This is a genomic window from Rhodococcus sp. LMD (assembly GCF_056108245.1).
The window spans coordinates 413,266-439,045 of sequence record NZ_CM148557.1 but is presented as its reverse complement, the minus strand read 5'-3'; the positions used below and the strand labels follow the sequence as shown (position 1 = coordinate 439,045).

Here is a 25,780-nt window from a genome sequence, read left to right as displayed (position 1 = left end):
GACAGACCGGCCGCGTGGTTGCGACGAAGCGATGCGGGTATCCGACGGCCATGACCGGAACACGACCGTTGGCCCTGGTGACCGGAGCGTCGAGCGGAATCGGCCTGGAACTCGCCCGACTGTTCGCCCGGGACGGCTACGACCTCATCCTGGTGGCCCACTCCGATGCCCTCGACGACGCCACCCGCACACTCGCCGCCGCCGGCGCCGCCACGATTCCGGTGCGCGCCGACCTACGGACGGCGGCGGGCGTGGAGGAGGTGTGCGCCGCCGTGACCGCCACGGGCCGGCCGCTGGCCGCCGCGGCGCTCAACGCCGGCACCGGGCAGGGTGGCCTGTTCGTCGACACCGGCCTCGACGACCAGCTCGAGGTGGTGGACGTCAACGTGCGTTCGACCGTGCACCTGGCCAAGTACGTTCTCGACGGGATGACCGCGCGGGGCGCCGGCCGCGTACTGATCACCTCGTCGGTGGTCTCGGAGATGCCCGGGCCCTACCAGGTGGTCTACAACGCCTCCAAGTCGTTCCTGCAGTCGTTCTCCGAGGGACTGCACGAGGAACTGCGCGGGACGGGGGTCACCGTCACCGCGCTGATGCCGGGGGCGACCGACACCCCGTTCTTCCGCAAGGCCGAGATGGCGGACGCGCCGATCGCTCGCGGCCCGAAGGACGACCCGGCCAAGGTCGCCCGCAAGGGCTACGAGGCGATGCGCGGGGGCAAGCGGAAGGTGGTGGCCAGCTCGCCCATGTCCAAGACCATGGCGCTCACGGCGGCGGTGATGCCGGATTCGGTGAAGGCCTTCCTCCACCGATTCATGGCCAAGCCGGCGTCCGCGCCCCGGTAGGCCGTGCCGATCGAGCCGGTCTAGATCGGGGTCGCAGCGAGGCGGATCGCGGCACGGTAGGTGCGGGAGAGCATCGCGATGCCGCGCCACTCCCCGGGAGCCGGCGGGGTCGTACCCGAACGCGCGCACCTCCTGCGCGCACCGGCAGGCGATCGCGAACTTCGCGGCCCATTCCAGCGCGGCCTCCCGGGAGGGCAACTCCAGTACCGTGAAGCCGCCTGCGAGCTGCTCGGTCTGCGGGTACGTGCCGGCGGTCACTTTGCCGTCCCCTTCGACGAGGACCGGCAGAACGCTCTCGTCGATTCCACCGCCGAACACCCAGACGCCGGCGTCCTTCGCCTCCTCCACCACCGCGTGCGCCGCATCCGACACTGCCTGCATTTCCCCGTCGGGAACGACCATGGCGCCACTCGGGAACGAGATCAGGTACTTCGTCATCGCGTCGGCTCCTTCTTCCCCGGGCTCGGACCCGTCCTCGCCGATGCGGGCACGCTGCGCACGAGACTCGCTCGCCCGCCCCCGACGGGCGTCCGGCTCCCGCACCGCCGGCGCCGAGCACGCGATCGACTCGCCCCCGTCGTGGCAGGTGTCAGAGATGGGGCAGCGCCCAGCTGAGGAACACCACGCCCGCAAGGATTCCGAAGATGCCGGCGAGCATCCCGACGAGCGCATCGAGGGACTTCGCTTCGTCGGTGAACACGGCGGGCCGCCGGGTGGCGGCGATGCCGGTCCCGAGGGCGGTCGCACCGAGCAGAATGCCGAAGCCGAACGTCCAGAAGGTCACGATCGAGAGGGCGCCGAGCATCAGGGCCAGATCTGCGCCTTTGTCCTCGACTGTCTCACGCAGCCGCGACAGGGCGGGGAAGTCGAATCGGGAACGGTGTGGTCCGGAGCGGAAGGGAGTCTGCAGGACGGACATGGTCTTTCGAATCCTCGTCGGAGATGGCGGAACGGAATGCAGCACGCGAGGGCGGAGCCGTACGGAATCTTCTGCAGGACAAGAATTCCGAGATCCGCGACGGCGCGGTAACCGGCGCTCGGCGCGAGGGGACGGATACGGCACACGACATCTCGTATCGACCTCACCCCTCGGCCCGGCTGCTACGCAGCACAGATTAGCACTCGCCGACGCCGAGTGCTAACGCTGCCGACTCCGATCGCTCGTCTCACCGATCCGGCTCCGCGCCAGTACAGTTCCTTCATGCGCGCGGGGAGGACGGCGAAGGTGTGGGCGGCGGCCCTGGCGATCCTCGCCGTGGCGATGGGCACCACCGGTACCGCCACCGCCGATCCGGATCCGGGCGCGCGGGTCACCACCGACGGCACGGGGCTGCGACTCGACGGGCAGCCCTGGTGGCCGACCGGCTTCAACGCCTACCAGCTGGGCACGAACTGGGCGGTGAACTGGGGCTGCGGCGCCATGGTCGATCTGGACGCCTACTTCGGCGCCCTGCCGCCACATTCGCTCACCCGCTTCAACGCGTTCCAGGCTCTGGCCGTCGACCGGTTCACCGGCGAGCTCGATTTCGGCCCGCTCGATGCCGTGTTCGCCGCGGCCGAGGCCCACGGCCAACTCGTGATCCCGGTCCTCGCCGCCCAGGACGGCGCGTGCGAGGACGAGGTGTTCAAGGACCGGCAGTGGTATCTGGACGGATGGACGGAGCCGGTCGATCACGAGCGCGAAGTCCTGAGCTTCCGGGACTGGGTGACGACGGCGGTGACGCGATGGAAGGACTCCCCCGCTCTGGCCGCCTGGGAACTCGTCGGCGAACCCGAGACCAGCGTGTGCACCGATGCCGAGTGCTCGTGGTGGCTGCGGCGGTGCCCGCCGGACGCGGCGGCCGTCCTGCGCGGGTTCTTCGACGTCGCGGGGGCCCAGGTCCGCGCCCTCGATCCGCGCACCCTGATCACCGCGGGGTTCACCGGCGGCGGGCAGTGCGGCACCCAGGGCGACGAGTACGCGACGGTCGGCTCGTCGCCGTGGGTGGACGTCGTCCAGTACCACGACTACGGCGCCGACGCGGTCCCCCTTCCGGGCGACCAGTGGAACGGTCTGGCACGCCGCATCACCCAGGCCCGGCAGATCGGCAAACCACTCCTGGTGGCGGAGATCGGCGAGCTGGCGGGCCGGTGCGGCACCACGGCCGACCGCGCCGAGCACATCGCCACCAAGATCGCGGGACAGAAGGCGGCCGGCACCGCCGGGGCGCTCATCTGGGCGTTCGTGCCCGACCCCCGCCCGGACGCCTGCACGTACGACGTCGGCCCCGACGACGAATTGTGGGGCGTGATCGAACAGTTCGGAACCACCGGGGACTCCGCCGAGTCGACCCCGGCCACCGGCTGACCGGCCACCGCGCGACGGCACCCGCACGGCCGGGCGGGTCTTCCCGGCTCACGGTTTCCGGCGGACGTGGTTTGGCATCGCGCCGGCCCGGGTAAAGGAGGGCGATCACGGCCCGGCGTCGCCCCCACCGGCACCCGCCGGAAGGTGACACCGACAAGTAATCGCGGCCAGCACAGGAGGGGTCATGACACTCGACTACGACACCCGTAAAGAGCTCGACACGGACGAGCTGACCACCCCCACGCTCCCGGCGGTGAGCGAGACGGTGCAGCCGGACGACGGCGACATCGCCGAGTTCTTCGAACTCCCCGGCGCCGACCTGTCCGGCGAGGAGCTCACCGCCCCGGTCGTGCCGCGGCGCAGCGACGAGTTCGTCTGCGACAGCTGCTTCCTCGTCCATCACCACAGCCGGCTCGCACGGTCCGACGACGGCACGACGCGCTGCCGGGACTGCAGCTGACGGATCTCGATCGAAAGGGCGGAACGAGAACGGTTTTCCGCCGAGGTGTAGTTCTCGACCGTCCGGGGTAACAGTAGTCGTGACCACGCCGGCAGCGGCGGGTGAAGACCGGAGGGGACCGGAAGGGTCCCCGAACGAAGGGAAGTGGAGCGTGCTCGGACTCGGAATCATCGGGTGGATCATCATCGGCGGCCTCGCCGGCTGGATCGGCAGCAAGATCATGAAGACCGACGAGCAGCAGGGGATCCTGCTGAACATCGTCGTGGGTGTCATCGGCGGCCTGCTCGGTGGCTTCCTGCTCAAGCTCCTCGGCCGCGACGTCGAAGGCGGCGGACTGATCTTCAGCTTCCTCACCTGCCTCCTCGGTGCGGTGATCCTGCTGTTCGTGGTCAAGGCCGTCACCGGTCGCCGCCCGGTCACCCGCCGGTAGTCTCGCAGTTCAGTCACCACACACGCGGCGGCCTCCCGTCACCCCGTTCCGGGGCACGGGAGGCCGCCGCGCTGCGCGAGCCGGATCCTCGCCGGGCGTGTCGGGCGTCGCCCGCTGCGAAAAGGGGACCTTTCCGGCATGCTGACCGGGTGGATGGCGCGTGCGGTGAGCGTGGGGGTCATCCCGGAACCACCGGCGAGCGACGAGAGGGACACCGATGGACGACACCGCAGCAACGAAGGCGCGCTCTGCTTCCGGGAGCCGCACCCAGGAGACCCACGAGCTGTCCCAGGAGGACCTCGCCGCCGTCGTGGAGGCGCTGACCGGGCGTCCGGCCGACGTCCCGGAGCCCCCGCAGGCCCCGAAGCGACGCCGGTCGCCCCGGAAGAAGACCTGAGCCGCCGGCCGACGGACTCGCCGATCCGCGCCGTGCAGGCTCACTTCTTCCCGGCGGCTGCCTTCAACGCCTTCTTGAACTCCCGGACCTCCTGCAGGGTCTGTGCATCGACGACGTCGGCGATGGACCGCCGTGACCCGTCCTCGCCGTACTCCCCCGCAGCCTCCCGCCAGCCCTCGGGTCGCACCCCGATCTGCTTTCCCAGCAGGGCGAGGAAGATCCGGGCCTTCTGGTCGCCGTAGCCGGGCAGGGCCTTCAGGCGCTTCAGCACCTCCCTGCCGTCGGGGTCGCCACTCGTCCACAGGGCCGCCGCGTCACCGTCGTAGCGGTCCGCGATCTCGGCGCACAGCGCCTGGATCCGCTTGGCCATCGATCCGGGGAACCGGTGCACGGCCGGCGGCCCGGAGCAGATCGCGGCGAACTCGTCCGGATCGGCCTCGGCGATCCGGTGCACGTCCAGACCGCCGAGGCGGTCGGCGAGCTTCTTCGGTCCCGCGAACGCGGTCTCCATCGGCACCTGCTGATCGAGGAGCATCCCGATGAGCAGGGCGAGCGGGTCGGCGGCGAGCAACGCATCGGCGTCGGCATCACCTACGAGGTTCAAGGTCGGTGCCATGCTCACGATCCTCGCATCCACGGGAGTCCGGCGAGCGAACGGCGCGACGATCAGCCCTGGCCGCCCAACGCGAACGCCACCAGGAAGCCGAGGGCCGTGGAGATTCCGACCCACCAGCCACCCTCCCGATATGCCTCCGGCATCAGTGAGTCGGAGATGACCGCGATCGTCGCGCCGCCGGCGAAGGCCTGGACGAGTGAGATGCCGGCGGGGGGCAGCGAGTCGGCGTACGCCGTCGCGAGCACCACCACGAGCACCAGCAGTGTCGCCGTGATACCCCAGATGAGCACGGCTTTCCGCCGATCGAAGTTCGAGCGCATCGACGCGGCACCGGCCACGGCCTCCGGTACGTTGCCGACCGCGACGGCCACCAGCAGCACCAGTCCACCGCCGCCGGCGCCGGCGAGCGTCACCCCCAGGGCGGCGTTCTCCGGGATCCCGTCGAGCAACGCCCCCAGCATCAGTGCCCACCCCAGGGCAGCGGTGCCGAGCCTGCGCTCGATCAGCCGATCGGCGACGACGTACACCGAGGCCCCGAGCAACAGCGCACCGCCGGCGGACCACAGGCCCTGGTCCGCGAAGGCGGGCGCGAACAGTTCGGTGGACACCGCGGCGACCATGGCGCCTGCACCGAAGGCCATCAGCGCCGCGAGCAGAGGTCGGGGTAGGTCGTACCGGAGCCCGACGAGGGCACCGGCGAACAGGGGCACCGCAGTTCCCAGTCCGTACCAGAGGGCGGTCAGCACCGGATCACTCTACGACTGCAGCAACGAGAGATGTTGCATGCCAATACCGAACACTTCCGTCCGCGACGGCGGTCACCCAGGGCGCCGCAGCCGTCCCGGGGTCGACGTCCTCGACACCGGCGCGTAGCGACCTGCGCACCGGCGCCCGGTAGCGTCCTGTCGCGGCGGCAGAGCGAGCGGCCGCCGCCTCACCACGGGCCGGAACCCGGCTCCACCTCGAAACGCTCGCGGTAACGTCTTTCCGCCTCCCACAGCACCTTCGGGCTCAACCGGGCGTGCGGGCGGATGTCGATCACCAACGGCTCCTGGTCGAGGCCACGGCCGACCATCGTGCCCTCGAGCAACCACAGGAAACGCCCGTCGGTCTCGTCGCCGGCGGCGTACCGGTGGATCCGACGCGCAACCCAGTCCTCGACAGGACGCCGCCACCACGGTTCCGGGGCAACGGGAAGGACGGACCACCCCGGCAGGGTGAGGTTGGCCGCCCGATCGCGCGTGGGACCGTCCGCAGCGTCCGCCGCCGGCCCCCGGGAAAAACGCAGGTAAAGGAGCGGATTCCCGGCGACGAGCGCAGCGAGCTGGTCGAGACCGGTGATCACCTGCATGTCGTCGGGATCGGGATACATCTCCTCGCGCAGCATCGTCGACGCGTCTCGTCCGGCCGTCAGCTCGGGTCCGGCACCGGGCGAGGCGAGGACCGCCGTCGTCGGATCGGCTCACCGGTGCCCACGACGGCTCCCTTCGTCGACGGTTCCGGCGCGAGCGTCGCAGGACACCCGCTGACCCGCACGATACTCCCGAATCCTGGTCCGACCCACGCAACGCGATCCGCGGTGGATCGCACGAGCGGGCATGCGGGCGAGAAGCGCGCCGTCCGCGACGGCGTGCCGGAGTATCGTTCGGATATGCCACTCCACGGCGAAGAATCGGAGTACACGCGCGTTCTCGAAGACGTCCGGGACCTCGTCGCACACGCGATCGGTGCGGGAAATTCCGCGGAGAGCGTCCGGGAGTTCTGGCGCGAACAGATCGACCGGTACGTCGAGGACGCGGCGGCCTCGGACCGAATGTGACACGGGTTCGACCGTAGTGGTGCGGTGTTCGGCCGCGCGGCCGGCGCGCACTCGGAAGGGGGGCGGATGGTCCAGGCCGGTTCGGGCGTGAGGATCGCGCTCGTGCTCGTCACGGCGGCCGTGGCAGGCGCGGTCACCGCGGCGACGCTCCCCGTGGGGCCGGTCACGACGGTCCACGCGCTTGCGGTGATGACGTCCGGCCTGCTGCTCGGTGCGGTCGGCGGCTGGGCCGGGCGCTCGGCCTGGATGGTGGTTCCGCTCGTCCTCGCCTACGGCATTGCACTGGAGATCGTCCGGCTGGACGTGTCGGTACCGACGATCGACGACGTGCGGCTCGACTCGATCTACGGCGTGCTGGCGCTGACGGTGAGCCGAGGCCTGCACGCGATCCTGCTGGTGCTGCCGATGCTGGTCGGTGCCCGCCTCGGGGTCGCGCTCACCCGACGGCGCGCCGGGACCCCACCCGGACCCCGTCGAGGACTCGTGCTCACCTCGGTCCTCGGCGTGCTGACGCTCGTACTGGCAGCCCTGATCGTCCGGCCGGCCTCCACACCTGCCGTGCTCGGGCCCGACGGGCAGCCGGTGGGAGTGGCGGCTCTCGAGACCGTGTCGCTGGGCGGCGACGACCACGCGCTGATGATCCGCGCCGCGGATCCCGGGAGGCCTGTGCTGCTGTACCTGTCGGGCGGCCCCGGCCAGTCCGACATGGCGCTGGCACGCGCCCTGGCGGAGCCGTGGGTGGACGACGTCGTGTTCGCAACCTACGACCAGCGCGGCAACGGCAAATCCTACGGCGCGCTGTTCCCGACCGACGAGACCACCCTCGAGCGGGTCGTCGCCGATACCGTCGAGGTCGCCGAGTATCTCCGGGACCGCTTCGACGAGGACCGGATCTATCTCATGGGTGAGTCGTGGGGCACGATCCTCGGTGTCCGCACCGTGCAGCAGCGCCCCGACCTGTTCGCCGCGTACCTCGGCAGCGGACAGATGGTGAACGTCCGGGAGACGGACCGCCGGATCTACCGCGATCTGCAGGAGTACGCGACCCGGACCGGTGACACGGACCTCGCGGCGACCCTGCAGGAGATCGGGGAGCCGCCGTATGCGGACATCCCGTGGGCGAACGCGCAGATACTCGCTGCCTACGACCACCTCTACGATCCGTACGAGCCGGCGGCGGGGTATCGCGCGCGGGGCGAGGCGAGCGGCCTGGACGGCTTCGGGATTCTCGGCACCGAGTACTCGCTGATAGACAAGGCGAACGTGCTGCGGGGGCTGATCGACACCTTCACCGTGATGTATCCGCAGATCCAGGACATCGACTTCCGGCGGGATGCGACCCGGCTCGAGGTGCCGGTGTACATCCTCGACGGGGCGGCCGAACTCGACGGGCGCCGGGAACTGCTCCTGGAATGGTTCACCCTGCTCGACGCGCCGGAGAAGAGACTGATCACGTTCGACGACGCTGCCCATGCGGTCGCATTCGAGCAGGCCGACGCCGTGGAGCAGCTGCTTCGAGACGACGTGATCCCGAGAACGTCCGGCCGGTGACGACGGGCGGCCGGTTCTCCACCGGTTGTCCACGGCTTGTCCACAGAGTTGTCCACAGGTGGGGGATACGCTCGGCCCCGGCCGTCGTGTGACGACCGGGCCGAGGGACGGAACTGCTCGCCGGCTACTTCCCGAGGGCCTTCTCGGTCGCCGCGAGGAGCACACACGTCGCGACGCCGTCCATGGCGGTGGCGAGCTCGTCCAGCGACGGGAAGCTCGGAGCGAGCCGGATGTTCTTGTCGTCGGGGTCGTTCTTGTACGGGAACGCCGAGCCCGCCGCGGTCAGCGCGATCCCCGCGTTCTTCGCGAGGGAGATGACCCGCTTGGCGGTGCCCTCCACCACGTCGAGGCTGATGAAGTAGCCGCCCTTCGGCTCGGTCCAGGACGCCACCTTCGACGACCCGAGCCGGTCCTCGAGAATCGTCAGCACGAGCGCGAACTTCGGCGCGAGCAGTTCGCGGTGCTTGGCCATGTGTGCCCGCACCCCGTCGGCGTCACCGAAGAAGCGGAGGTGACGCAGCTGGTTCACCTTGTCCGGGCCGATGGTCTTGATACCGAGGAACTTCTCGTACCACGCCAGGTTCTCGGCCGAGCTGCCGAAGAAGCTGACGCCGGCGCCCGCAAAGGTGATCTTGGATGTCGAGGCGAGGACGAACACGCGGTTCGGATGACCGGCCTCGGCCGCCATGCCCAGGATGTCCAGGGCGGGAGCCGGTTCCTCGACCAGGGGATGCACGGCGTACGCGTTGTCCCAGAAGATCCGGAAGTCCGGGGCGGCCGTCGGCATCGACGCCAGTTCGCGGGCGACGCGCTCGGAGAACACGACACCGGTCGGATTCGAGTAGGTGGGGACCGCCCACATGCCCTTGATCTGCGGGTCCGAGCCGACGAGCGCGGCGACCTTCGCCATGTCCGGTCCGTCGTCGCGCATGGGCACCGGAATCATCTCGATCCCGTACGACTCGGTGATCGCGAAGTGCCGGTCGTAGCCGGGCGCGGGGCACAGGAACCGGACGACGGGCTCCTGGGACCACGGGCGCGGCGAATCCACCGTGCCGTGCAGCAGCGACGCCACGATCAGGTCGTGCATGATCTCGAGGCTTGCGTTGTTGCCGGCGATCAGGTTCTCGGTGGGGATGTTCAGGAGCTCCCCGAAGATGGCGCGCAGTTCGGGCAGTCCGCGCAGGCCGCCGTAGTTGCGGCAGTCGGTGCCGGACGCGTCGCGGTAGTCGTCGACCCCGGGCAGCGACAGCAACTCCGCGGAGAGGTCGAGCTGCTCGGGGGAGGGCTTGCCGCGAGTCAGGTCCAGCGTCAGCTTCTCGGCTTCGAGTCGCGCGTAGTTGTGGGACTGGCGCTCGTGCTCTGCGACGAGTTCCTCATGGCTCATCAACCCAATCTGGGTTTGGGTAGGCATGCGGAAGGACCTTTCACCGCGCCCAACGGCACGGGCATCGGCATCGGAAGCTAGGGGACCCCGCGCACCCGGCAGAGCCCGTTGACCCTTGCTGCCTTCCGGCCCTGGGGGAGTTCACAGGATGCGCGCCGCGCGGGATCCATCGGCCAGTGTAGACACACATCGCCCGCGACCGTGAATCGACCCCGTCGCACCCCTCCGAAACCTGCGGCGACCTCCCCGTTTGGCATCTACCAGGTCGTATTCGGTATGCTTCCCCACGGAGGATTCGCCTAGTGGCCTATGGCGCTCGCCTGGAACGCGGGTTGGGTTAACGCCCTCAGGGGTTCAAATCCCCTATCCTCCGCCACGGCAACGGCCCGTGACCAGTGGAAACACTGGTCACGGGCCGTTGTCGTTCGTCGGGCACGCAGTCGCGCGGTCGACAGTCATCCGCTGCCGCAATTGCGGGTGCGTACGACTGAACGAGGCGCGGCTGTCCACCACAGCTCACTCGCAGGCGACGCCGTCGCCGTCACCGTCCATGTTCTCGCTGTACCCGGGCTGACCGGCGTACAGCGGCGCCGCGCCGGCGGCCCGCGCCTCGGCGCAGTTGCGGTACACCACGGCCGGAGCCGGCTCCGGAGCCACCGACGGGACGGGTTCCGGGACCGGGGTCGTGGCAGGCGCGGGGACCGGGTTCGTGGCAGGCGCGGGTTCCGGGACCGGGGTCGTGGCAGGGGCGGCGGCACCGCACCCGGTGAGGACACGGACCATCGCGTCGTGCTCGGCCTGGGTCACCCACAACCCGTAGAGGGCCTTGACCTCGATCTGGCGCGCGACGTACGTGCACCGGTACGACCGGTTCGGGGGCAGCCAGGTCGCGGCGTCGCCGTCGCCCTTCTGCTGGTTGGCGGCACCGTCGACGGCCTGCAGGTTGCGGGGATCGTTGGCGAAGTTCGCGCGGGTCTGTTCGTCGAGCTGCTGGGCGCCCTTCTGCCACGCGTCGGACAGTGCGACGACATGATCGATCTGCACGTCGGCGGAGGTGTCCTGGCCGCGACGGAAGTCGATGGTCGTGCCCGTGTAGGCGTCGTGGAGGGTGCCGAAGAGGACGACGCAGTCCCGGGTGGCGGTCTTGTAGGTGATGTCGACCAGGTCGCGCCGCAGGATGTCGTTGCGGGTGTCGCACCCGTTGTGGCCGCCGTCGACGTCGACGTCGTCGCTCCACGCCGGTCCGAAGAGCTCACGGTCGTAGCCGGTCTTGGGTGCTCGGCCCTTGATCGGCAGGGTCGCGAGCGTGGCCAGCGCCGGCGTGGCGGACACGTCGGCAGGGACGGGGGTCGGCGGCGTCGCAGGGGCCGGTGCGGGGGTGGTCGTCGGGGTCGCGGCGACGGTGGGCGCGTGGGTCCGGGTGCCGATGTCGGTCGCCGTGGCGCATCCGGTCAGCAGCAGGGCCGCCGCAGCGAGTCCGGCGCTCCATCCCTGTGTGCGGTGATGCGGGGACTGGCGGGACGGTGAGGCGAACACGCTGGGTACTCCTGGGGGCGGGATGCGGCACGGCAGCACCCTCCGCGGGGGAACGAAAGGGTGTCTCCGGGAGGTCGCACCGGACATCCCTTTCGTTACCAGAGGTAACAGCACGGATTGATTACGATTCGTCCGTGGTCGGATACGGCAGACAACTCACGGCCCTCGCCGTCGCACTGTCGGGCCTCGCCGGGTTCGTCGACGCCCTCGGGTTCATCACCCTCGGCGGCGTGTTCGTGTCGTTCATGAGCGGGAACTCCACCCGGCTGAGCGTCGGCCTGGCCGAGGGCACCTGGGGTCCCGCCGCGCTCACCGCCGGGGTCATCGGCCTGTTCCTCGTCGGCGTCGTCCTCGGTGGGGTGGTCGCGCAACTGTCCGACCGCAGCCGTCGCGCCCGCAAGACCGCCGTGCTCGCCACGGTCTCCGCGCTCCTGCTGCTCGGGGCGCTCGCCCACACCGCGGGCTGGACGCCCGTCGCGGTGGTGGCGATGACCCTCGCCATGGGTGCGGAGAACTCGGTGTTCCAGCGCGACGGTGAGGTGAGCGTGGCCCTGACGTACATGACCGGGGCGCTCGTCAAGATCGGGCAGCGGCTCGCCGCCGCGATGTTCGGCGGACCCCGCTGGACCTGGCTGCCGTACCTGGGTCTGTGGCTGGGACTGGTGACCGGCGCCGTCGGCGGCGCCGCGGCGCATCGGATGCTCGGACTGCACGCCCTGTGGATCGCCACCGCGGCCGCCGTCGCGCTCACCCTCGCGGTGCGGCACCTGCCGTACCGGCCGTAGCGGAGTCCGGTTCCCCAGGCGGGCAGCGGTTGTCGGTGCCGGCGCCTACGCTCGTGGGCCATGAGGTGGTATGTGCCGAGCGCTCCCAGCGCGGACCTCGCCGAGCACGTGGTGTGCGTGTGGTCGGCGGTCTCCGACGGGCAGAGTCACCTCCTCGTGCCGGACGGATGCGTCGACGTCCTGTGGATCGCCGGCGTCGGCATCCGCGTGTGCGGCCCGGAAACGTCCGCGTGGTCGTTCACCCTGCCGCCCGGCATCGTCTCCGCCGGGGTGCGGTTCCGCCCCGGTCTCGCCTCGTTCGCCCTGCGCGCGTCGGCCGCGCAACTCCGCGATACCCGCGTCGGGTTGGACGACCTGATCGGCTCGGCAGGGGCCCGACCACTCGCCGACCGGCTCGACAACGCCCGGACCGCCCCCGAACGGCTCGAGGTGTTCCAATCCGCGGTGCGGCGCTGGCTCGCGCACGGCCTTGCCCCCGACCCGCTGATCGGGCATCTCCGGCAGGCGCTCTCCGGACACTCGTGGAGCGTCGGCGCGCTCGCCGAGACCGCCGCGCTCACCGAACGTCAGCTGCAGCGCCGCTGCAACGAGGCGTTCGGGTACGGCCCGGCCACGTTGCGATCGATCCTGCGCCTGCAGCGGTTCATGGCCCTGGCCGACGCCGCACCCGCGCGCGGCCTGGCCGAGCTCGCCGCGGCCGCCGGCTACAGCGACCAGTCCCACCTGAACCGGGAGACGCGCAGGATCTCCACCCTGACGCCCACCGCCCTGCTCGCCGGGGAGGCGCCGCGGTGGCACGGCCCGGGCTCGGCCCTCGATGTCCGAAGTATCCAATCCCTCGGCGACCGCGGGGCGGAAGAATCCGTGGCTTAGCGCCTCTCCTGCCTGAAGGCGGGAGATTCCCGGCTCAGACCGCAACCGCACCACCGAGGAGGTGATCCGCTTGTCTGACGTCGTCGACACCGGTGTGGCCGCGCTCCGCCACAGCCAGAACCACTCCGGCAGCGTTCCGGTCCCGGCATCCGCTGTAGCCGCACGCCGGGCACCGGAAGATCCGTTCCGCGAGTCCGAGGGGCTGCTTGGCTCTCGCGAAACACCCCGAACACGTCATGCTCGTGTACGCGGGCCGCACCAGCACCACCTTCCGGCCGGCCCGCCTGCCCCGCTCGACGAGTTCTCGCTTGGTCGCGGCGATCGCCGCGTCCGCGGCCTTGCGCGCCATCGTGGACTTGGCCAGGAACCGCGGCCGGAAATCCTCCCCCGCGATCACCGCATGCTGGGCGACCACCCGCCGCGCCCACACCCGCGCCTCGTGCCGGGTCCGCGCCGCGGCCTTCTGCTGGATCTTCGCCGCACTTTTCTTGGCCCGCCGATAGCCGTTCGACGCCGGGCGTCCCCTGCCCGGTCGCCGGCGCGTCATCGTGCGTTGCACCTTGGCCAGCTCCGCCGCGCAGCGGGAGCGGTGCTGCCGGTGCGGCAGGTCGAACCGTTCGTCGGTGGTGGTCGCGGTCCTGCTCACGCCCCAGTCGACACCGATCGCCGAACCCTCGGGGGCCGCGGGCACCGGTTCGGCATCGCGGGTGACGACGAACGAGGCGTACCAGTGCCCCAGCGGATCCCGGGTGATGCGCACACTCGACGGCTCGGACGGCAACTCCCGCGACCACACCACCGGGACACTGACCCCCTTGGCGAGCACCAACCGGCCCTCGCGGAGGGTGAAGCCGCGGCGGGTGTACTCGAGCGTCGGCAACGCCTTCTTGCGGGCCTTGCACCGCGGCCGGCCCCGCCCGGTGATCCGGAACGAGTCGTCCAGGGCGCGGGCGTAGGTCCGCAGCGTCTGCTGCTGGGCCACCTGGGATCCGGCCCGCAGCCACGACGACTGCTGCCGCGCCCGGGTGAGCAGTCTGCTCAGCTTCCCGAAGGTGGGTTTCGCACCGGTCTTCTGTTGGTGGACCGCCTCGTTCCACAGGAACCGGCAGCGATGCCACTCGTCGAGCAGGGCACGTTCGGCGAGGCGACCCGGCCGCAACCGGTAGTTGTAGCGCACCACCTCGCCCCCCATGCCCGGCACGGTAGCCGCACCCACCGACACGTGTGCCCGACACCACCCCGACACCGAGAAAGGAGGACGGCGCTTGTGCTCCCTCGTCTACGAGGCAGTATCCGCGCCGAACACCAGATGACCGAGACCCTCTCCCCCGCCCGTCACTACCGCGAACTCGCGGCGAAGTTCACCGCACGCGTCGAGGCCGTGCCCGCCGACCGATGGGACGCGCCGTCGCCCTGCGCGGGCTGGTCCGCCCGCGACGTGCTGCGGCACGTCGTCGACACGCAGCGGCAGATCGTCACCGTCGTCGGCCTGGAACTGCCCGCCGGCCCGTCGCCGGACACCGACCCGGCCGGAGCCTGGGCCGCCACCCGCGACGGCATGCAGGCGATCCTCGACGATCCGCGGCGCGCCGGCCTCGAGTACGACGGCCACTTCGGCCGCACCACCCTGACCGCGACCGTCGCGCGGTTCTACAACTTCGACCTCGTGGTGCACGCCTGGGACCTCGCCCGCGCCGCCGGCCTGGACGACACCGTCGACGACGAGGACCTCGACTTCGTGGAGGCGACGGCGCAGGCCCTGGGTGACTCGATCCGGATGGAGGGAGTCTGCGGACCGGCCGTCGAGGTGCCCGCGGACGCCGACCGGCAGACCCGGGTGCTCGCGCACCTGGGGCGTCGCGCCTGATCGGCGGTAACCTCGCGCCTGACCGGCGGTAGCCTCGGGGCATGCGCGCTCCGGGCTGGTGGCTTCCGGTGTCGCTGCTGGCCGTGGCCGCCCTCCTGTCCGGTCCCGCCGAGGTCACCCCGCCCGCGCCCGTCACGTCCGTCGGCATCCCGGCGACGGGACTGACCGCCGACGTCCCGGCGACGTCCGCGACGATGTACGCGGGGGTGACCGATTCCGCCGACCCGCCGCTCCCGCGCGCCGTCGGCGAGCGCGGCGCACCGGCGTCCGTCGGCGACGAGTTCGACGAGTATCCCTATGTCCGCTACGAACTCGAATTTCCCCCCGGAACCGAGTCGGTGACGCTCCGGTGGCAGGGCCGCAGCGTCAACCTCGACGACCTCGCCCTGCACGTGCGCACCGACGGTTCGTGGGGCGAGCCGCGGGCCGTCGCGCGGCCCGAGGTGCCCGGCGGACCGATCGTGCTCGAGGCGCGGGTCACCGACGTCGCCGGCCCCCTGGAGATCCTGGTGATCGACGCGCCCCGTCGCGACCGGAGCTTCCGCGACGCCGCACCGGACCAGGCGTTCGCCGACCCGGCGGACTACGACTTCGCGATCCAGCACCTCACCGACACCCAGTACCTCGCCCGCGACGACACCGCCGTCTTCCGGGACATGACCACGTGGACGGCGCAGCAGGCCCGTGCCCGGAAGATCGCCTACGCCGTGCACACCGGGGACCTGATCCAGTCGTGGATCCGGCCGGGCGCCCCGGACGCCCGCGCCCGCACGGAGTTCGAGGTCGCGTCGGAGGCGATGGGAATTCTCGAGGCGGCCGGCGTGCCCTACGGGGTCCTGCCCGGCAACCACGACAACCTGTGGAACGTCGCCGGCCGGCTCGTGCCGGGCGAGCACGAACGCAACCATGCGCTGTACAACGAGTACTTCGGGCCGCAGCGGTACCGCGACCGGCCGCAGTGGGGTGACTCGGTGACCGACGCCGACAATTCGGCGCACTACGACCTGTTCGAGATCGCCGGCACCCCCTTCCTCGTCCTCTACCTCGGCTACAACCCGCCGGAGCACGTGATGCACTGGGCCGAGGGGGTGCTGGCCGCCCATCCCGACCGCAACACGATCGTCGCCGCGCACTACTACCTCGACGAGGACGGCCGTCTCCGGATGAGTGGATTCGGCGACATCGGCGGCAGTTCCGGCCAGCAGATCTGGAACCGGCTCGTCGTGCCGCACGAGTCGGTGTTCATGGTGCTGTCCGGGCACGTCGACGGGCAGACGACGGTGACCGACCGCCCGATCCCCGGCAGTGACCGGCGCGTGGTCGAGATGCTCGCCGACTATCAGTACTTCCTCGTCGACGGCCGGCGCGCGACGGGATTCCAGCGGTTGCTGCAGTTCGATCTCGACGGCGGCACGGTCGCCGTCACCACCCACTCGCCCGCCCTCGACAGTTTCCGGGTGGAGGACCACGACCCGCGCCGCCGCTACACCCCCGAGGACGGCGATTTCGTGGTGGACGTGCAGTTGCGTGCCGGCGTGCCCCGCGCGGTGATACCCGGATGAGCACGGATCACCCTGCCGCCGAGGCAGATTCGGCGGTCGCCGCGCGGCTTCCGGGGCGGGCCTCCCCGAGCGCGTCGGCGGCGTCGCCCGCGGTGCGCTCCGCGGTTCGCAGCGGTCGCGTCACCGTGGGCGGCCGGCGGGCGGACGCTGCCGAAGAGGAGCCGCCGGCCGTACCCGGCCGCGGGGTGCTCCCGCCGGCCGAGCCGACCGGTGTGCTGCACCCGGACGGCGCGGGGAGTTCCCGCCGTCGGGGGAATGCGGGATAATCAGCAGCATCCGATCCTCCGGAGGTTCCCGTGCGACTGAGCAACGTTCCGCTCCGGCTGGCCACCGGCGCCTTCATCCTCAATTCCGGGCTGGGCAAGCGCGATCTCCCGCCCGAGGCCGCGGCCGGGCTGCAGGACATGGCGAGCAAGGCGCTCCCCCGGCTCGGGAAGATGCGGCCGGAGACGTTCGGCCAGACCCTGTCGACCGCCGAGATCGGCGTCGGCGCCCTGCTGCTGGCCCCCTTCGTCTCCCCCGTGGTGGCCGGTTCCGCACTGACAGCGTTCAGTTCGGGCCTGCTCGCGATGTACTGGAAGATGCCCGGCATGCACGAGGGCGGATCCTTCCGCCCGACCCAGCAGGGCACGCCGATCGCCAAGGACGTCTGGCTCCTCGGGGCGGGCCTGTCCCTGATCATCGGCGGGATGTCCAGGTAAGGGTCCCGTCGCGGGTTCGGCACGACGCACCGTGGGTACCGCCGACACATGAACACACGACGCACAACCCTTATCGCAGGCGTGTCCCTGACCGCACTCGTCGTCGCGGGGTGCGGCGGCGATGATTCCTCGACGGAGAACCAGGCCACCGTCGAGGCGCCCCCCACCTCGGAGACGACGACCACCGGCATGCCCACGGCACTGCCCGGCACGGACGGAGTGGCCTTCGAGCTGCCCGGCGCAGGCGGTGGCGACGACAACGCATTCACCTACGACGAGGCCGCCGTCCCAGTCGGTTCGACGGTGACCGTCGAATCCGAGGAGGAGGGTGGACGCACGACGGTCACGCTCGAGGCGAGCGGGCTGGCACCCACCCGTGACTTCGGCGTGCACGTCCACACGCAGCCGTGCGGGCCGCAGCCGTCGGACGCCGGTCCGCACTATCAGAACGACGTGGACCCGGCGGCCAACCCGCAATCCCCGTCGACGGATCCCGCCTTCGCCAATCCCGGGAACGAGGTCTGGCTCGACATCACCACCGACGGCAACGGCAACGCTCAGGCGTCGACGACGGTCGACTGGGAGTTCCGCGACGACGAGGCGAATTCGGTGGTGCTCCACGCCGAGCGCACCAAGACCGGCCCCGGGGAGGCCGGCATGGCCGGTGCTCGTCTGGCCTGCGTCGACGAGGACTTCTGACCGGGGTCCGACCGCGGAAGGTGGACCGGACACATCGGGCAGGTGTCGTGCGGTGCCCCATACCGGCGTATGGAGATACCTGCAGGTACGGTGCATCCATGCGCGCGCGTCCCTATGCCACCACCAGCCCCACGCGTCTCGCCGCTGCCCTGCTCGAGGTCGCGGCACGGATCGGGCTCGACGGCGCCAGCGTGCGTGAGGTGGCCAGCCATGCGGGTGTATCGATCGGCGCCGTACAGCACCACTTCCCCACCAAGGACGAGATGCTCGCCTACTCGTTCCGATCGCTCGCCGAGCGGGTGCTGACGCGGTTGAGCACCGTCGACCCGGACATCGATCCGGCGCGCACCCTGTTCGCGGCGCTGAGCCAGTTGCTGCCGCTCGACGAGCAGCGCACCGCCGAGGCACACGTGATGGCGGCGTTCACCGTGCGCGCCGCGACGTCGCCCTCGCTGAGCACGATCCGGCACACCACGTTGTTCACGATGCGCACCGCGGTGTCCGCCGTCCTGATCCGGATGGGCACCGCGGAGGCCGAGACCCGGGCCGCACTGCTGCTGGCCGCGGTCAACGGCCTGGCGCTCGACGCGATCGCCAGTCCGGAACTGTATCCGCCGGAGTACCTGACCCACGCGCTGCACACCCAGATCCAGCTGTCGCTCGACGGCGCCGACGCCCGCTGACTGCTTCCAGAATGCTTGTGGCCGAATGTCACACGCGGTCGATCTGATCGACGCGATGTGACATTCGGCCACACACCCACGCACCACGCACCCCGGGGGTGGGTCAGCGCGCGGTCCAGCCGCCGTCCATCGTGTAGGACGCGCCGGTGACCATGCCGGCGTCGTCCGACGCCAGCCACGCGACGAGGGAGGCCACCTCCTCGGGTTTGACGAGCCGCTTGATCGCGGGTTCGGTGAGCAGCACGTCGGCGAGCACCCGCTCCTCGTCGATGCCGTGCACCCGGGCCTGATCGCCGATCTGCTTCTCCACCAGCGGGGTTCGCACATAGCCGGGGTTGACGCAGTTGCTGGTGACGCCGTGCGGACCGCCCTCGACGGCCGTGACCTTCGACAGCCCCTCGAGGCCGTGCTTGGCGGTGACGTACGCGGACTTGAAGGCCGACGCCCGCAGGCCGTGCACCGACGACACGTTGACGATGCGCCCGAAACCGCGCTCGTACATGTGCGGAAGGACCGCCTTCACGAGCAGGAACGGCGCTTCCACCATGAGCGTCTGGATGCGGCGGAAATCGGTGAGCGCGAATTCCTCGATCGGCCGGACGACCTGGATGCCGGCGTTGTTGACGAGGATGTCCACCTCGAGCCGGAGCCCGTCGAGCTGGTCGGTGTCGAGCAGGTCCACCCCCCACGCCCGTCCCCCGATGTCGTGGGCGAGGGTCTTGGCGGCCACCTCGTCGACGTCGGCGACGGTGACGTGCACGCCGCGGGCGGCGAGTTCCCGGGCACAGGCAGCGCCGATGCCGCTCGCTCCGCCGGTGACCAGTGCGGTGCGGGCACTCATGCGGGCACCGCCGTCTTCTCGGCGTCGACGGCCCGCACGTCCGCGGCGTCGACGTCGCGCAGGCTGATCCCCTTGGTCTCCCGGGCGGCGACGACGGCGATGATCGTCACCACCGACGCCACGGCCAGGTAGACCGCGATGGGGACGGCGCTGCCGTAGCGGCTGAGCAGGGCGGTCGCGATGATCGGTGCGAGCGAGCCGGCGACGATGGAGGTCACCTGGTAGCCGAGCGAGACACCCGCGTAGCGCATCCGGGTCGGGAACATCTCGGCCATGATCGCGGGCTGACCGGCGTACATGAACGCGTGGAACACCAGGCCGATGACGATGGCGGACATCACCAGGGCGTTGTGGCCGCTGTCCATCATGGGGAAGGCGAAGAAGCCCCAGGTGCCGGCGGTGACGGCCCCGACCATGTACACCGGGCGGCGGCCGAAGGTGTCGGACAGGCGCCCGACGACGGGGATGATCGCGAAGTGCACGGCGTGCGCGGCGAGCATCCACCACAGGATGGTGGCGGTGTCCGCGCCGACGACCACCTTGAGGTACGTGATCGAGAAGGTGACGACGAGGTAGTACATGACGTTCTCGGCGAAACGCAGGCCCATGGCGGTGAACACACCGCGCGGGTAGCGCTTGACGACCTCGACGACGCTGTACGAGCTGGACTTCAGCTGCTCGGCCTCACGCTGAGCCTCGAGGAAGATCGGTGCGTCGGTGACCTTGGTGCGGATGTAGTAGCCGACCAGGACGATGACCGCCGACAGCCAGAACGCGATGCGCCAGCCCCACGAGAGGAACGCCGCGTCGGACAGCGTCGTGGTCAGGACCAGCAGCACGACGGTGGCGACGAGGTTGCCCATCGGGACGCCGGCCTGCGGCCACGAGGCCCAGAAGCCGCGGGAACGGTCCGGGCTGTGCTCGGCGACGAGCAGCACCGCGCCGCCCCACTCGCCACCCACGGCGAAGCCCTGCACGAAGCGCAGCGTGACGAGCAGCGCGGGCGCCCAGTAGCCGATGGCGCCGAAGGTGGGCAGGCAGCCCATGAGGAAGGTGGCGACGCCGACGAGCACGAGACTGGTCTGCAGCAGCTTCTTGCGGCCGAACTTGTCACCGAAGTGCCCGAACACGACGCCGCCGAGGGGCCGTGCGACGAAACCGACGGCGTATGTGACGAACGCCGCGATGATCGCGTCGAGTTCGTTGCCGTTGTCGGGGAAGAAGACCTTGGAGAACACCAGGGTGGCGGCGGTGCCGTAGAGGAAGAATTCGTACCACTCGACGACGGTGCCGGCCATCGAGGCGCCGACGACCTTGCGCAGACCCGAGGTGGGGGTCTCGTCCGGTGCGCGGCCGCCGGGCCGCGACTGTTCGACACTCATGGGTTCGTCCTCCTCGATCCGACTGTGACGGGCAACACTTCTGAAGGCATGTGCCGAGTATCGATGCGCAGATCTGCATGCACAATGACGCGATCCGCAGAGCAGATCTGCAAGAATGCACATATGAGCGCGCCGTCGGCCGATGACCTGCTGGTTCTGCTGGCCGTCGGCCGCACCGGTCGGTTCACGACCGCCGCCGAGGACCTCGGCGTCAACCACACCACCATCGCCCGTCGCATCGCGGCGCTCGAGAAGAGCCTCGGCGGGCGCGTGCTGGCCCGCGCGTCGGGCGGGTGGGAACTCACCGAGCTCGGCCGCTCGGCACTCGCCGCGGCCGAGCGGATCGAGGCCGCCGTGTCCGGACTGGCCGGTCCCGGCGGGGACCGCGGCCTCGAGGGTGTCGTGCGGGTCTCGGCCACCGACGGTTTCAGCGCCTACATCGCGGCGCCGGCCGGCGCGCTGGTGCGGCGACGGCACCCGGGCGTCGCGGTGGAGATCGTCGCGGCCACCCGTCGCGCGTCGCAGCAGCGGTCCGGGCTCGACCTCGAGGTGGTGGTGGGACGCCCCCAGGTGCATCGGGCCGAGGCGCACCGGCTGGCCGACTACACCCTCGGCCTGTACGCGGCGCGGGCCTACGTCGACGAGCACGGCGCTCCCACGACGGTGCGCGAACTGGGCCGTCACCCGCTGGTGTACTTCATCGACTCGATGCTGCAGGTCGACGACCTGGACCTGGCCCGTCGCATCGCCCCGGACATGCACGAGTCGGTGAGTTCGACCAACGTGTTCGTCCACGTCGAGGCCACCCGCGCCGCGGCCGGGGTCGGGTTGCTGCCGTGCTTCATGGCCGACCGGCACGCCGACCTGGTGCGGATCCTGCCCGCGGAGGTGGAGGCGCGGCTGAACTACTGGATGGTGGCGCGGTCGGAGACGCTGCGCCGGCCGGAGGTCGCCGCCGTCGTCGCCGCGATCCGCGAGACCGTGCACGCCCAGCGTTCCGTCCTGCTCGGCCGCCCCGCCGCGTGACCCGCCACCCGGCCGCCGCACACGTGACCGAATGTGACATCGCAGTCGATAGTCTGACCAGATGTCACATTCGGCCGGGGACGCGCGGGCAGGGGCCGGCCGGTTCGCCCCGAGCCCGTCGGGCGACCTGCATCTCGGGAACCTGCGCACGGCGGTCCTCGCGTGGCTGTTCGCCCGGAGCACCGGGCGCCGGTTTCTGCTCCGCGTCGAGGATCTCGACCGGGTCCGGCCGGGCGCGCAGGAACGTCAACTCGCCGACCTCGCCGCACTGGGCCTCGACTGGGACGACGAGGTCGTCCACCAGTCGCGGCGGCTGCCGCTCTACGACGCCGCGATCGCCCGCCTCACCCGCGCGGGTCTGACCTACGAGTGCTTCTGCACCAGACGCGAGATCCAGCACGCGGCGTCCGCGCCGCACGCCCCGCAGGGCGCCTACCCGGGCACGTGCCGCACGCTCACCGAACCCGAGCGGGCAGCGAAACGGGCATCCGGCCGGCCGGGCGCGATCCGCCTGCGGTCCGGCGCCTCGACCTTCACCGTGCACGACGTGGTGCACGGCGACTTCACGGGTGTGGTCGACGACCTGGTGCTGCGCCGCGGCGACGGCATTCCCGCCTACAACCTGGCCGTCGTCGTCGACGACGCGGCCCAGGGCATCGACCAGGTGGTCCGCGGCGACGACCTGCTGACCTCCGCTCCCCGGCAGGCCTACCTCGCGGCGCTGCTCGGGCTTCCCGTGCCCACGTACGCGCACGTGCCGCTGGCGCTCAACGTGCACGGCAAGCGCCTCGCCAAACGCGACGGCGCGGTGACGCTCACCGACCAGGCGGCGCTGGGCCATACCGCAGCCGACGTGCTGGGCCGGATCGCGGTCTCGCTCGACCTGGCGGACAAGGACGAACCCGTCACATTGGGACTGCTGCTCGAGCGATGGGATCCGGCCCGGCTCCCGCGGGAGCCGTGGGTGTACGACGGCGGCTGGTGACACCCTCCGCGCGCCCGGCACCGGTCCGTTTCGTGCCGCTCGTCCGGCTCGCGGAAGTTCCGGTGATCGTGCAATTCGGACGCGTCGGACGTAGTGTGCGCAGTCGACAACGCGATTGGCTCCACCCTCCCCTCGAGAAGGATCCGATGACGACCGGCGGTTACGACCCCAGCAAAGAGCCCTACAACCAGGGCGGCGAACCCGACCCACAGCAGGGCGGCTACCCGCCCCCTCCCGGCAGCTATCCCCCGCCCGGGAACTACCCGCCCCCGCAGGGCAACTACCCGCCTGCCGGCGGTTACCCACCTCCGCAGGGCAACTACCCACCTCCGCAGGGCAACTACCCACCCCCCGGGGGCTACCCGCCCCCGCCGGGGAACTACCCGCCGCAGGGCGGCTACCCGCCCCCGCCGGGCAACTACCCGCCGGGCAGTAGCCAGTACGGCGGATTCGGCGCCCCCACGCAGCTCAACGTCGGTGAGGCCATCGGCTACGGCTGGAAGAAGTTCAGCCAGAACGCGGGCGTCTGGATCGCCTTCGTCGTCGCGGCGGCGCTGATCCAGTTCGTGATCAACGTGATCTTCGGCGGCTTCGACACGAACGAACTGTCGGCGCTCAGCATCATCGGCGCGATCGTCAGCGTGTTCGTCAGCATCCTGATCCAGGCCGCCTACGTGCGCGGCGCGCTGCACGAAACCGACGGCAACCGCCCGTCGTTCGGGTCCTTCTTCCAGTTCGAGAACATCGGCGCCGTGGTGGTCGCGAGCCTGCTCGTCTCGCTCATGACCGTGGTGGGCTTCATCCTGCTGATCATCCCCGGCTTCATCGTCATCTTCCTGACCTGGTGGACGCTGCAGTTCGTCATCGACCGGAACGAGCAGCCGGTGGACGCGATCAAGTCCAGCTTCCGGGCCATCTCGTCCAATGTGGGGCCGCTGCTGCTGCTGGCGCTCGCTCTGGTGGGCATCAACATCCTCGGTGCGATCCCGTGCGGGCTGGGTCTGCTCGTCACCATCCCGCTCACGATCATCGCTTCCACCTACGCCTACCGGGTGACCACCGGACGCGGCGTCGCACCCTGACGGGTACGGCGTTCCACGAAGCGGCACGTCACGAATCACGAGGACCACGATGACCAGCGGGGGCTACGAACCCACTTCCGATCCGCAGGATCCGAACAAGCACCCGGGCGCACAGCCGTACGGCCCACCGCCCGGGTACGGCCCGCCCCAGGGTTACCCACCGGGCTACGGCACGCCACCGCCCGGCTACGGTCCGCCGCAGGGCCCGCCACCCCAGTACGGCGCTCCCCAGTACGGCGCTCCCCAGTACGGCGCTCCCCAGTACGGCGGCCCCCAGTACGGCGGGGCACCGCAGCAGCCCGGTGACCCGTACGGCGGGGCACCGTACGGGTCACCGCCGGCGGGAGGCCCCGCCGGGTACGGACCGCCCCCCGGCTACGGAGCTCCGGGCTACCCGCCCGGCTTCGGTTCCTCGCGCCCGCAGATCGACATCGGCGCCGCCCTGAGCTACGGGTGGCGCAAGTTCAGTGAGAATGTCGGCGGCTGGCTGAGCCTCGCCGGGGTGATCGTCGTGGCCGCCCTGGTGTTCGGCGCCCTGATGTTCGGGGTCGTGATGGCCTCGACCACGACGGACCGCTACGGCTACAGCACCGGCATGTCGGGCGTCGGGATCGCCGTGATGATCGTGCTGATCGTCGCGTTCGTCATCGGCATGCTCGTCGTCCAGGCGGCCGGGGTGCGCGGGGCCCTGTACGAGCTGGACGGTCACAAGCCGGCGCTCAAGGACTTCTTCCGCGTCGGCAGCCTCGGTCCCATCCTGCTCGTGTCCCTGCTCATCGCGCTGGGAACACTGCTCGGTTCGCTCGTCATCGTCGGTGGCATCGTCGTCGCCTTCCTGACCGTGTGGGCGCTGCACTTCGTCATCGACCAGCGGCAGGACGCGGTCACGGCGATCAAGTCGAGCGCGTCCGCGGCCGCGGCCAACGTCGGGCAGCTGATCCTGCTGTGGCTGGTGCTGTCCGCGATCAACTTCGTCGGCGCGCTGCTGTGCTACGTGGGCCTGCTGGTCACCGTGCCCGTCACCACCATCGCCTACGCGTACGCCTACCGCGTCGCCACGGGTGGGCGCGTAGCCCCCTGACAGCAGGTCGCGGGCCCCGATCCGCCGGGCCGGGGTCCGCGTCCTGTTCGTCCGTTCTTCGCCTTCCGCCCGCCCGAGTGCTTGGATGGCCGGGTGACAGAGCACGTGCAGACCCAGCAATCCGACCACACGCACTTCGCCCGCGTGGTCCGCAGCCACTACCCCGGACTGGTGGCCCTGTTCACGGCGGTGCTCATCATCTCCAACGTCGCCGCCGGCAAGGGCGTGGCGTTCTTCGGCGACGCCGAATGGGCGCTCGGCCCGCTACAGGTCCTGCCGATCATCACCGACGGTGCGTTCTTCCTGTTTCCGCTCGCCTACATCGTCGGCGACGTCCTGAGCGAGGTCTACGGCTTCGCCGCGACCCGACGCGCCGTGTACTACGGTTTCGGCGCGGTGGCGCTGGCCGCGCTGTGCTTCTGGATCGCCCAACAGCTGCCGCCCGCCGACTTCTACGAGAACCAGCCCGCGTTCGAGGCCGTCCTCGGGGTGGTGCCGCGACTGCTGCTGGCCGGTCTCGCCGGTTACCTCGTCGGGCAGCTGCTCAACTCCTACGTGCTGGTGCGCATCAAGGAGATCACCAAGGAGAAGCACCTGTGGGCTCGGCTGATCGGCTCCACCGTCGTCGGCGAGTTCGCCGACACGCTCATCTTCTGCGCGATCGCCGCCGGCGTCATCGGCATCACCACGTGGGCGGACTTCGTCAACTACGTGGTGGTCGGGTTCCTGTGGAAGACGCTCGTCGAGATCGTCGTCATGCCGGTCACCTACGCGGTCATCGCGTACGTGAAGCGGCGGGAGCCGACCTACGCCGAGTGACGGCAG

General features: G+C 70.6%; 28 protein-coding genes, 1 tRNA gene, 1 other RNA gene and 1 pseudogene. 20 read left to right on the top strand and 11 right to left on the bottom strand.

Going from position 1 to position 25,780, the window contains the following annotated elements; translation table 11 throughout:
* Positions 1 to 50: 50 nt before the first annotated feature.
* Entirely contained in the window at positions 51 to 845 is a 795-nt protein-coding gene (locus tag ACWPQI_RS02000; RefSeq protein ID WP_040273580.1) for an SDR family NAD(P)-dependent oxidoreductase, read from the top strand.
* Positions 846 to 947: 102 nt separating this feature from the next.
* On the opposite strand, the pseudogene ACWPQI_RS01995 reads toward ACWPQI_RS02000, so the two are convergent.
* Both ACWPQI_RS01995 and ACWPQI_RS01990 read right to left on the bottom strand, forming a co-directional pair.
* Positions 948 to 1,283, bottom strand: a pseudogene (locus ACWPQI_RS01995) (YciI family protein); the annotation flags it as partial.
* A 151-nt stretch (positions 1,284 to 1,434) separates the two neighbouring features.
* Positions 1,435 to 1,764, bottom strand: coding sequence for a hypothetical protein (locus ACWPQI_RS01990; protein WP_474738618.1), 330 nt, complete (start codon positions 1,762 to 1,764; stop codon positions 1,435 to 1,437).
* Between the two features lie 306 nt (positions 1,765 to 2,070).
* Here ACWPQI_RS01990 and ACWPQI_RS01985 point away from each other — a divergent pair, with 306 nt between their 5' ends.
* From ACWPQI_RS01985 to ACWPQI_RS01970, 4 genes are all read left to right on the top strand, one after another.
* Entirely contained in the window at positions 2,071 to 3,192 is a 1,122-nt protein-coding gene (locus tag ACWPQI_RS01985; RefSeq protein ID WP_203011782.1) for a beta-mannosidase, read from the top strand.
* Between the two features lie 184 nt (positions 3,193 to 3,376).
* Positions 3,377 to 3,652, top strand: coding sequence for a DUF4193 family protein (locus ACWPQI_RS01980; RefSeq protein WP_474738617.1), 276 nt, complete (start codon positions 3,377 to 3,379; stop codon positions 3,650 to 3,652).
* A 151-nt stretch (positions 3,653 to 3,803) separates the two neighbouring features.
* Positions 3,804 to 4,082 carry a GlsB/YeaQ/YmgE family stress response membrane protein gene (locus ACWPQI_RS01975; RefSeq protein ID WP_203011368.1) on the top strand — a complete coding sequence of 93 codons (279 nt, stop codon included), beginning with the start codon at positions 3,804 to 3,806 and terminating at the stop codon, positions 4,080 to 4,082.
* 217 nt (positions 4,083 to 4,299) lie between these two features.
* On the top strand, positions 4,300 to 4,479 hold the full coding sequence (locus tag ACWPQI_RS01970) for a hypothetical protein (RefSeq protein ID WP_017682363.1): 180 nt from the start codon (positions 4,300 to 4,302) through the stop codon (positions 4,477 to 4,479).
* Positions 4,480 to 4,519: 40 nt separating this feature from the next.
* On the opposite strand, the gene ACWPQI_RS01965 is transcribed toward ACWPQI_RS01970, so the two are convergent.
* The 3 genes from ACWPQI_RS01965 to ACWPQI_RS01955 form a co-directional block, all read right to left on the bottom strand.
* Positions 4,520 to 5,095 carry an HhH-GPD-type base excision DNA repair protein gene (locus tag ACWPQI_RS01965; protein WP_010594894.1) on the bottom strand — a complete coding sequence of 192 codons (576 nt, stop codon included), beginning with the start codon at positions 5,093 to 5,095 and terminating at the stop codon, positions 4,520 to 4,522.
* 50 nt (positions 5,096 to 5,145) lie between these two features.
* Entirely contained in the window at positions 5,146 to 5,841 is a 696-nt protein-coding gene (locus ACWPQI_RS01960; protein ID WP_474738616.1) for a ZIP family metal transporter, read from the bottom strand.
* Positions 5,842 to 6,029: 188 nt separating this feature from the next.
* Positions 6,030 to 6,482 carry a DUF6098 family protein gene (locus ACWPQI_RS01955; RefSeq protein WP_017682366.1) on the bottom strand — a complete coding sequence of 151 codons (453 nt, stop codon included), beginning with the start codon at positions 6,480 to 6,482 and terminating at the stop codon, positions 6,030 to 6,032.
* 264 nt (positions 6,483 to 6,746) lie between these two features.
* Between ACWPQI_RS01955 and ACWPQI_RS01950 the strand changes: the two genes are divergently transcribed.
* On the top strand, positions 6,747 to 6,914 hold the full coding sequence (locus ACWPQI_RS01950) for a hypothetical protein (RefSeq protein WP_157180003.1): 168 nt from the start codon (positions 6,747 to 6,749) through the stop codon (positions 6,912 to 6,914).
* Positions 6,915 to 7,001: 87 nt separating this feature from the next.
* On the top strand, positions 7,002 to 8,465 hold the full coding sequence (locus ACWPQI_RS01945; RefSeq protein WP_237211598.1) for an alpha/beta fold hydrolase: 1,464 nt from the start codon (positions 7,002 to 7,004) through the stop codon (positions 8,463 to 8,465).
* A 124-nt stretch (positions 8,466 to 8,589) separates the two neighbouring features.
* Here the strand turns inward: ACWPQI_RS01945 and ACWPQI_RS01940 are convergent, their stop codons facing one another.
* Both ACWPQI_RS01940 and ffs read right to left on the bottom strand, forming a co-directional pair.
* Positions 8,590 to 9,879 carry an aspartate aminotransferase type Ic gene (locus ACWPQI_RS01940; protein WP_474738615.1) on the bottom strand — a complete coding sequence of 430 codons (1,290 nt, stop codon included), beginning with the start codon at positions 9,877 to 9,879 and terminating at the stop codon, positions 8,590 to 8,592.
* Between the two features lie 49 nt (positions 9,880 to 9,928).
* Positions 9,929 to 10,023, bottom strand: an RNA gene (ffs, locus tag ACWPQI_RS01935) — signal recognition particle sRNA small type.
* A gap of 117 nt (positions 10,024 to 10,140) precedes the next feature.
* On the opposite strand from ffs, the gene ACWPQI_RS01930 reads away from it, so the two are divergent.
* A tRNA-Ser gene (locus tag ACWPQI_RS01930) sits at positions 10,141 to 10,228 on the top strand.
* Between the two features lie 140 nt (positions 10,229 to 10,368).
* Here the strand turns inward: ACWPQI_RS01930 and ACWPQI_RS01925 are convergent.
* A complete protein-coding gene (locus ACWPQI_RS01925; RefSeq protein WP_040273573.1) occupies positions 10,369 to 11,388 on the bottom strand; it encodes a GmrSD restriction endonuclease domain-containing protein in 1,020 nt (339 codons plus the stop codon).
* 134 nt (positions 11,389 to 11,522) lie between these two features.
* On the opposite strand from ACWPQI_RS01925, the gene ACWPQI_RS01920 reads away from it, so the two are divergent.
* Together ACWPQI_RS01920 and ACWPQI_RS01915 are read left to right on the top strand one after the other, a co-directional pair.
* Positions 11,523 to 12,173 (top strand): YoaK family protein, encoded by a 651-nt coding sequence (locus ACWPQI_RS01920; RefSeq protein ID WP_010594887.1) that lies wholly within the window; start codon positions 11,523 to 11,525, stop codon positions 12,171 to 12,173.
* 60 nt (positions 12,174 to 12,233) lie between these two features.
* Positions 12,234 to 13,046: a helix-turn-helix domain-containing protein gene (locus tag ACWPQI_RS01915; RefSeq protein ID WP_172603542.1), complete on the top strand. Its 813-nt coding sequence runs from the start codon at positions 12,234 to 12,236 to the stop codon at positions 13,044 to 13,046.
* 34 nt (positions 13,047 to 13,080) lie between these two features.
* On the opposite strand, the gene ACWPQI_RS01910 is transcribed toward ACWPQI_RS01915, so the two are convergent.
* Positions 13,081 to 14,238 carry an RNA-guided endonuclease InsQ/TnpB family protein gene (locus ACWPQI_RS01910; RefSeq protein ID WP_474738614.1) on the bottom strand — a complete coding sequence of 386 codons (1,158 nt, stop codon included), beginning with the start codon at positions 14,236 to 14,238 and terminating at the stop codon, positions 13,081 to 13,083.
* Positions 14,239 to 14,355: 117 nt separating this feature from the next.
* Here ACWPQI_RS01910 and ACWPQI_RS01905 point away from each other — a divergent pair, with 117 nt between their 5' ends.
* The 5 genes from ACWPQI_RS01905 (at position 14,356) to ACWPQI_RS01885 (ending at position 18,558) form a co-directional block, all read left to right on the top strand.
* Complete coding sequence (locus ACWPQI_RS01905) at positions 14,356 to 14,913, top strand: TIGR03086 family metal-binding protein (protein ID WP_268966103.1); 558 nt, start codon at positions 14,356 to 14,358, stop codon at positions 14,911 to 14,913.
* Positions 14,914 to 14,954: 41 nt separating this feature from the next.
* Positions 14,955 to 16,475: a metallophosphoesterase gene (locus tag ACWPQI_RS01900; RefSeq protein WP_017681589.1), complete on the top strand. Its 1,521-nt coding sequence runs from the start codon at positions 14,955 to 14,957 to the stop codon at positions 16,473 to 16,475.
* 296 nt (positions 16,476 to 16,771) lie between these two features.
* Positions 16,772 to 17,176 (top strand): membrane protein, encoded by a 405-nt coding sequence (locus ACWPQI_RS01895; RefSeq protein WP_010594882.1) that lies wholly within the window; start codon positions 16,772 to 16,774, stop codon positions 17,174 to 17,176.
* Between the two features lie 48 nt (positions 17,177 to 17,224).
* Positions 17,225 to 17,875, top strand: a complete 651-nt coding sequence (locus tag ACWPQI_RS01890; RefSeq protein WP_026137969.1) for a superoxide dismutase family protein — start codon at positions 17,225 to 17,227, stop codon at positions 17,873 to 17,875.
* Between the two features lie 98 nt (positions 17,876 to 17,973).
* Positions 17,974 to 18,558 (top strand): TetR/AcrR family transcriptional regulator, encoded by a 585-nt coding sequence (locus ACWPQI_RS01885; protein ID WP_017681591.1) that lies wholly within the window; start codon positions 17,974 to 17,976, stop codon positions 18,556 to 18,558.
* Positions 18,559 to 18,661: 103 nt separating this feature from the next.
* On the opposite strand, the gene ACWPQI_RS01880 is transcribed toward ACWPQI_RS01885, so the two are convergent.
* Positions 18,662 to 19,399, bottom strand: coding sequence for a 3-hydroxybutyrate dehydrogenase (locus ACWPQI_RS01880; RefSeq protein ID WP_040273565.1), 738 nt, complete (start codon positions 19,397 to 19,399; stop codon positions 18,662 to 18,664).
* The gene (locus ACWPQI_RS01875) at positions 19,396 to 20,781 is read right to left on the bottom strand and encodes an MFS transporter (protein ID WP_010594878.1); all 1,386 of its coding nucleotides are present in this window, start codon (positions 20,779 to 20,781) and stop codon (positions 19,396 to 19,398) included. The genes ACWPQI_RS01880 and ACWPQI_RS01875 overlap by 4 nt, the downstream gene beginning before the upstream one ends.
* A gap of 123 nt (positions 20,782 to 20,904) precedes the next feature.
* Between ACWPQI_RS01875 and ACWPQI_RS01870 the strand changes: the two genes are divergently transcribed.
* From ACWPQI_RS01870 to ACWPQI_RS01850, 5 genes are all read left to right on the top strand, one after another.
* On the top strand, positions 20,905 to 21,807 hold the full coding sequence (locus ACWPQI_RS01870; RefSeq protein WP_010594877.1) for a LysR family transcriptional regulator: 903 nt from the start codon (positions 20,905 to 20,907) through the stop codon (positions 21,805 to 21,807).
* A gap of 61 nt (positions 21,808 to 21,868) precedes the next feature.
* Positions 21,869 to 22,792 carry a tRNA glutamyl-Q(34) synthetase GluQRS gene (gene gluQRS, locus ACWPQI_RS01865; protein WP_040273559.1) on the top strand — a complete coding sequence of 308 codons (924 nt, stop codon included), beginning with the start codon at positions 21,869 to 21,871 and terminating at the stop codon, positions 22,790 to 22,792.
* Between the two features lie 146 nt (positions 22,793 to 22,938).
* Entirely contained in the window at positions 22,939 to 23,874 is a 936-nt protein-coding gene (locus tag ACWPQI_RS01860; RefSeq protein ID WP_099528215.1) for a DUF2189 domain-containing protein, read from the top strand.
* 49 nt (positions 23,875 to 23,923) lie between these two features.
* Positions 23,924 to 24,955 carry a V-type ATP synthase subunit I domain-containing protein gene (locus ACWPQI_RS01855; protein ID WP_102031878.1) on the top strand — a complete coding sequence of 344 codons (1,032 nt, stop codon included), beginning with the start codon at positions 23,924 to 23,926 and terminating at the stop codon, positions 24,953 to 24,955.
* 93 nt (positions 24,956 to 25,048) lie between these two features.
* Positions 25,049 to 25,774 carry a queuosine precursor transporter gene (locus ACWPQI_RS01850; protein WP_017681596.1) on the top strand — a complete coding sequence of 242 codons (726 nt, stop codon included), beginning with the start codon at positions 25,049 to 25,051 and terminating at the stop codon, positions 25,772 to 25,774.
* Positions 25,775 to 25,780 lie beyond the last annotated feature (6 nt).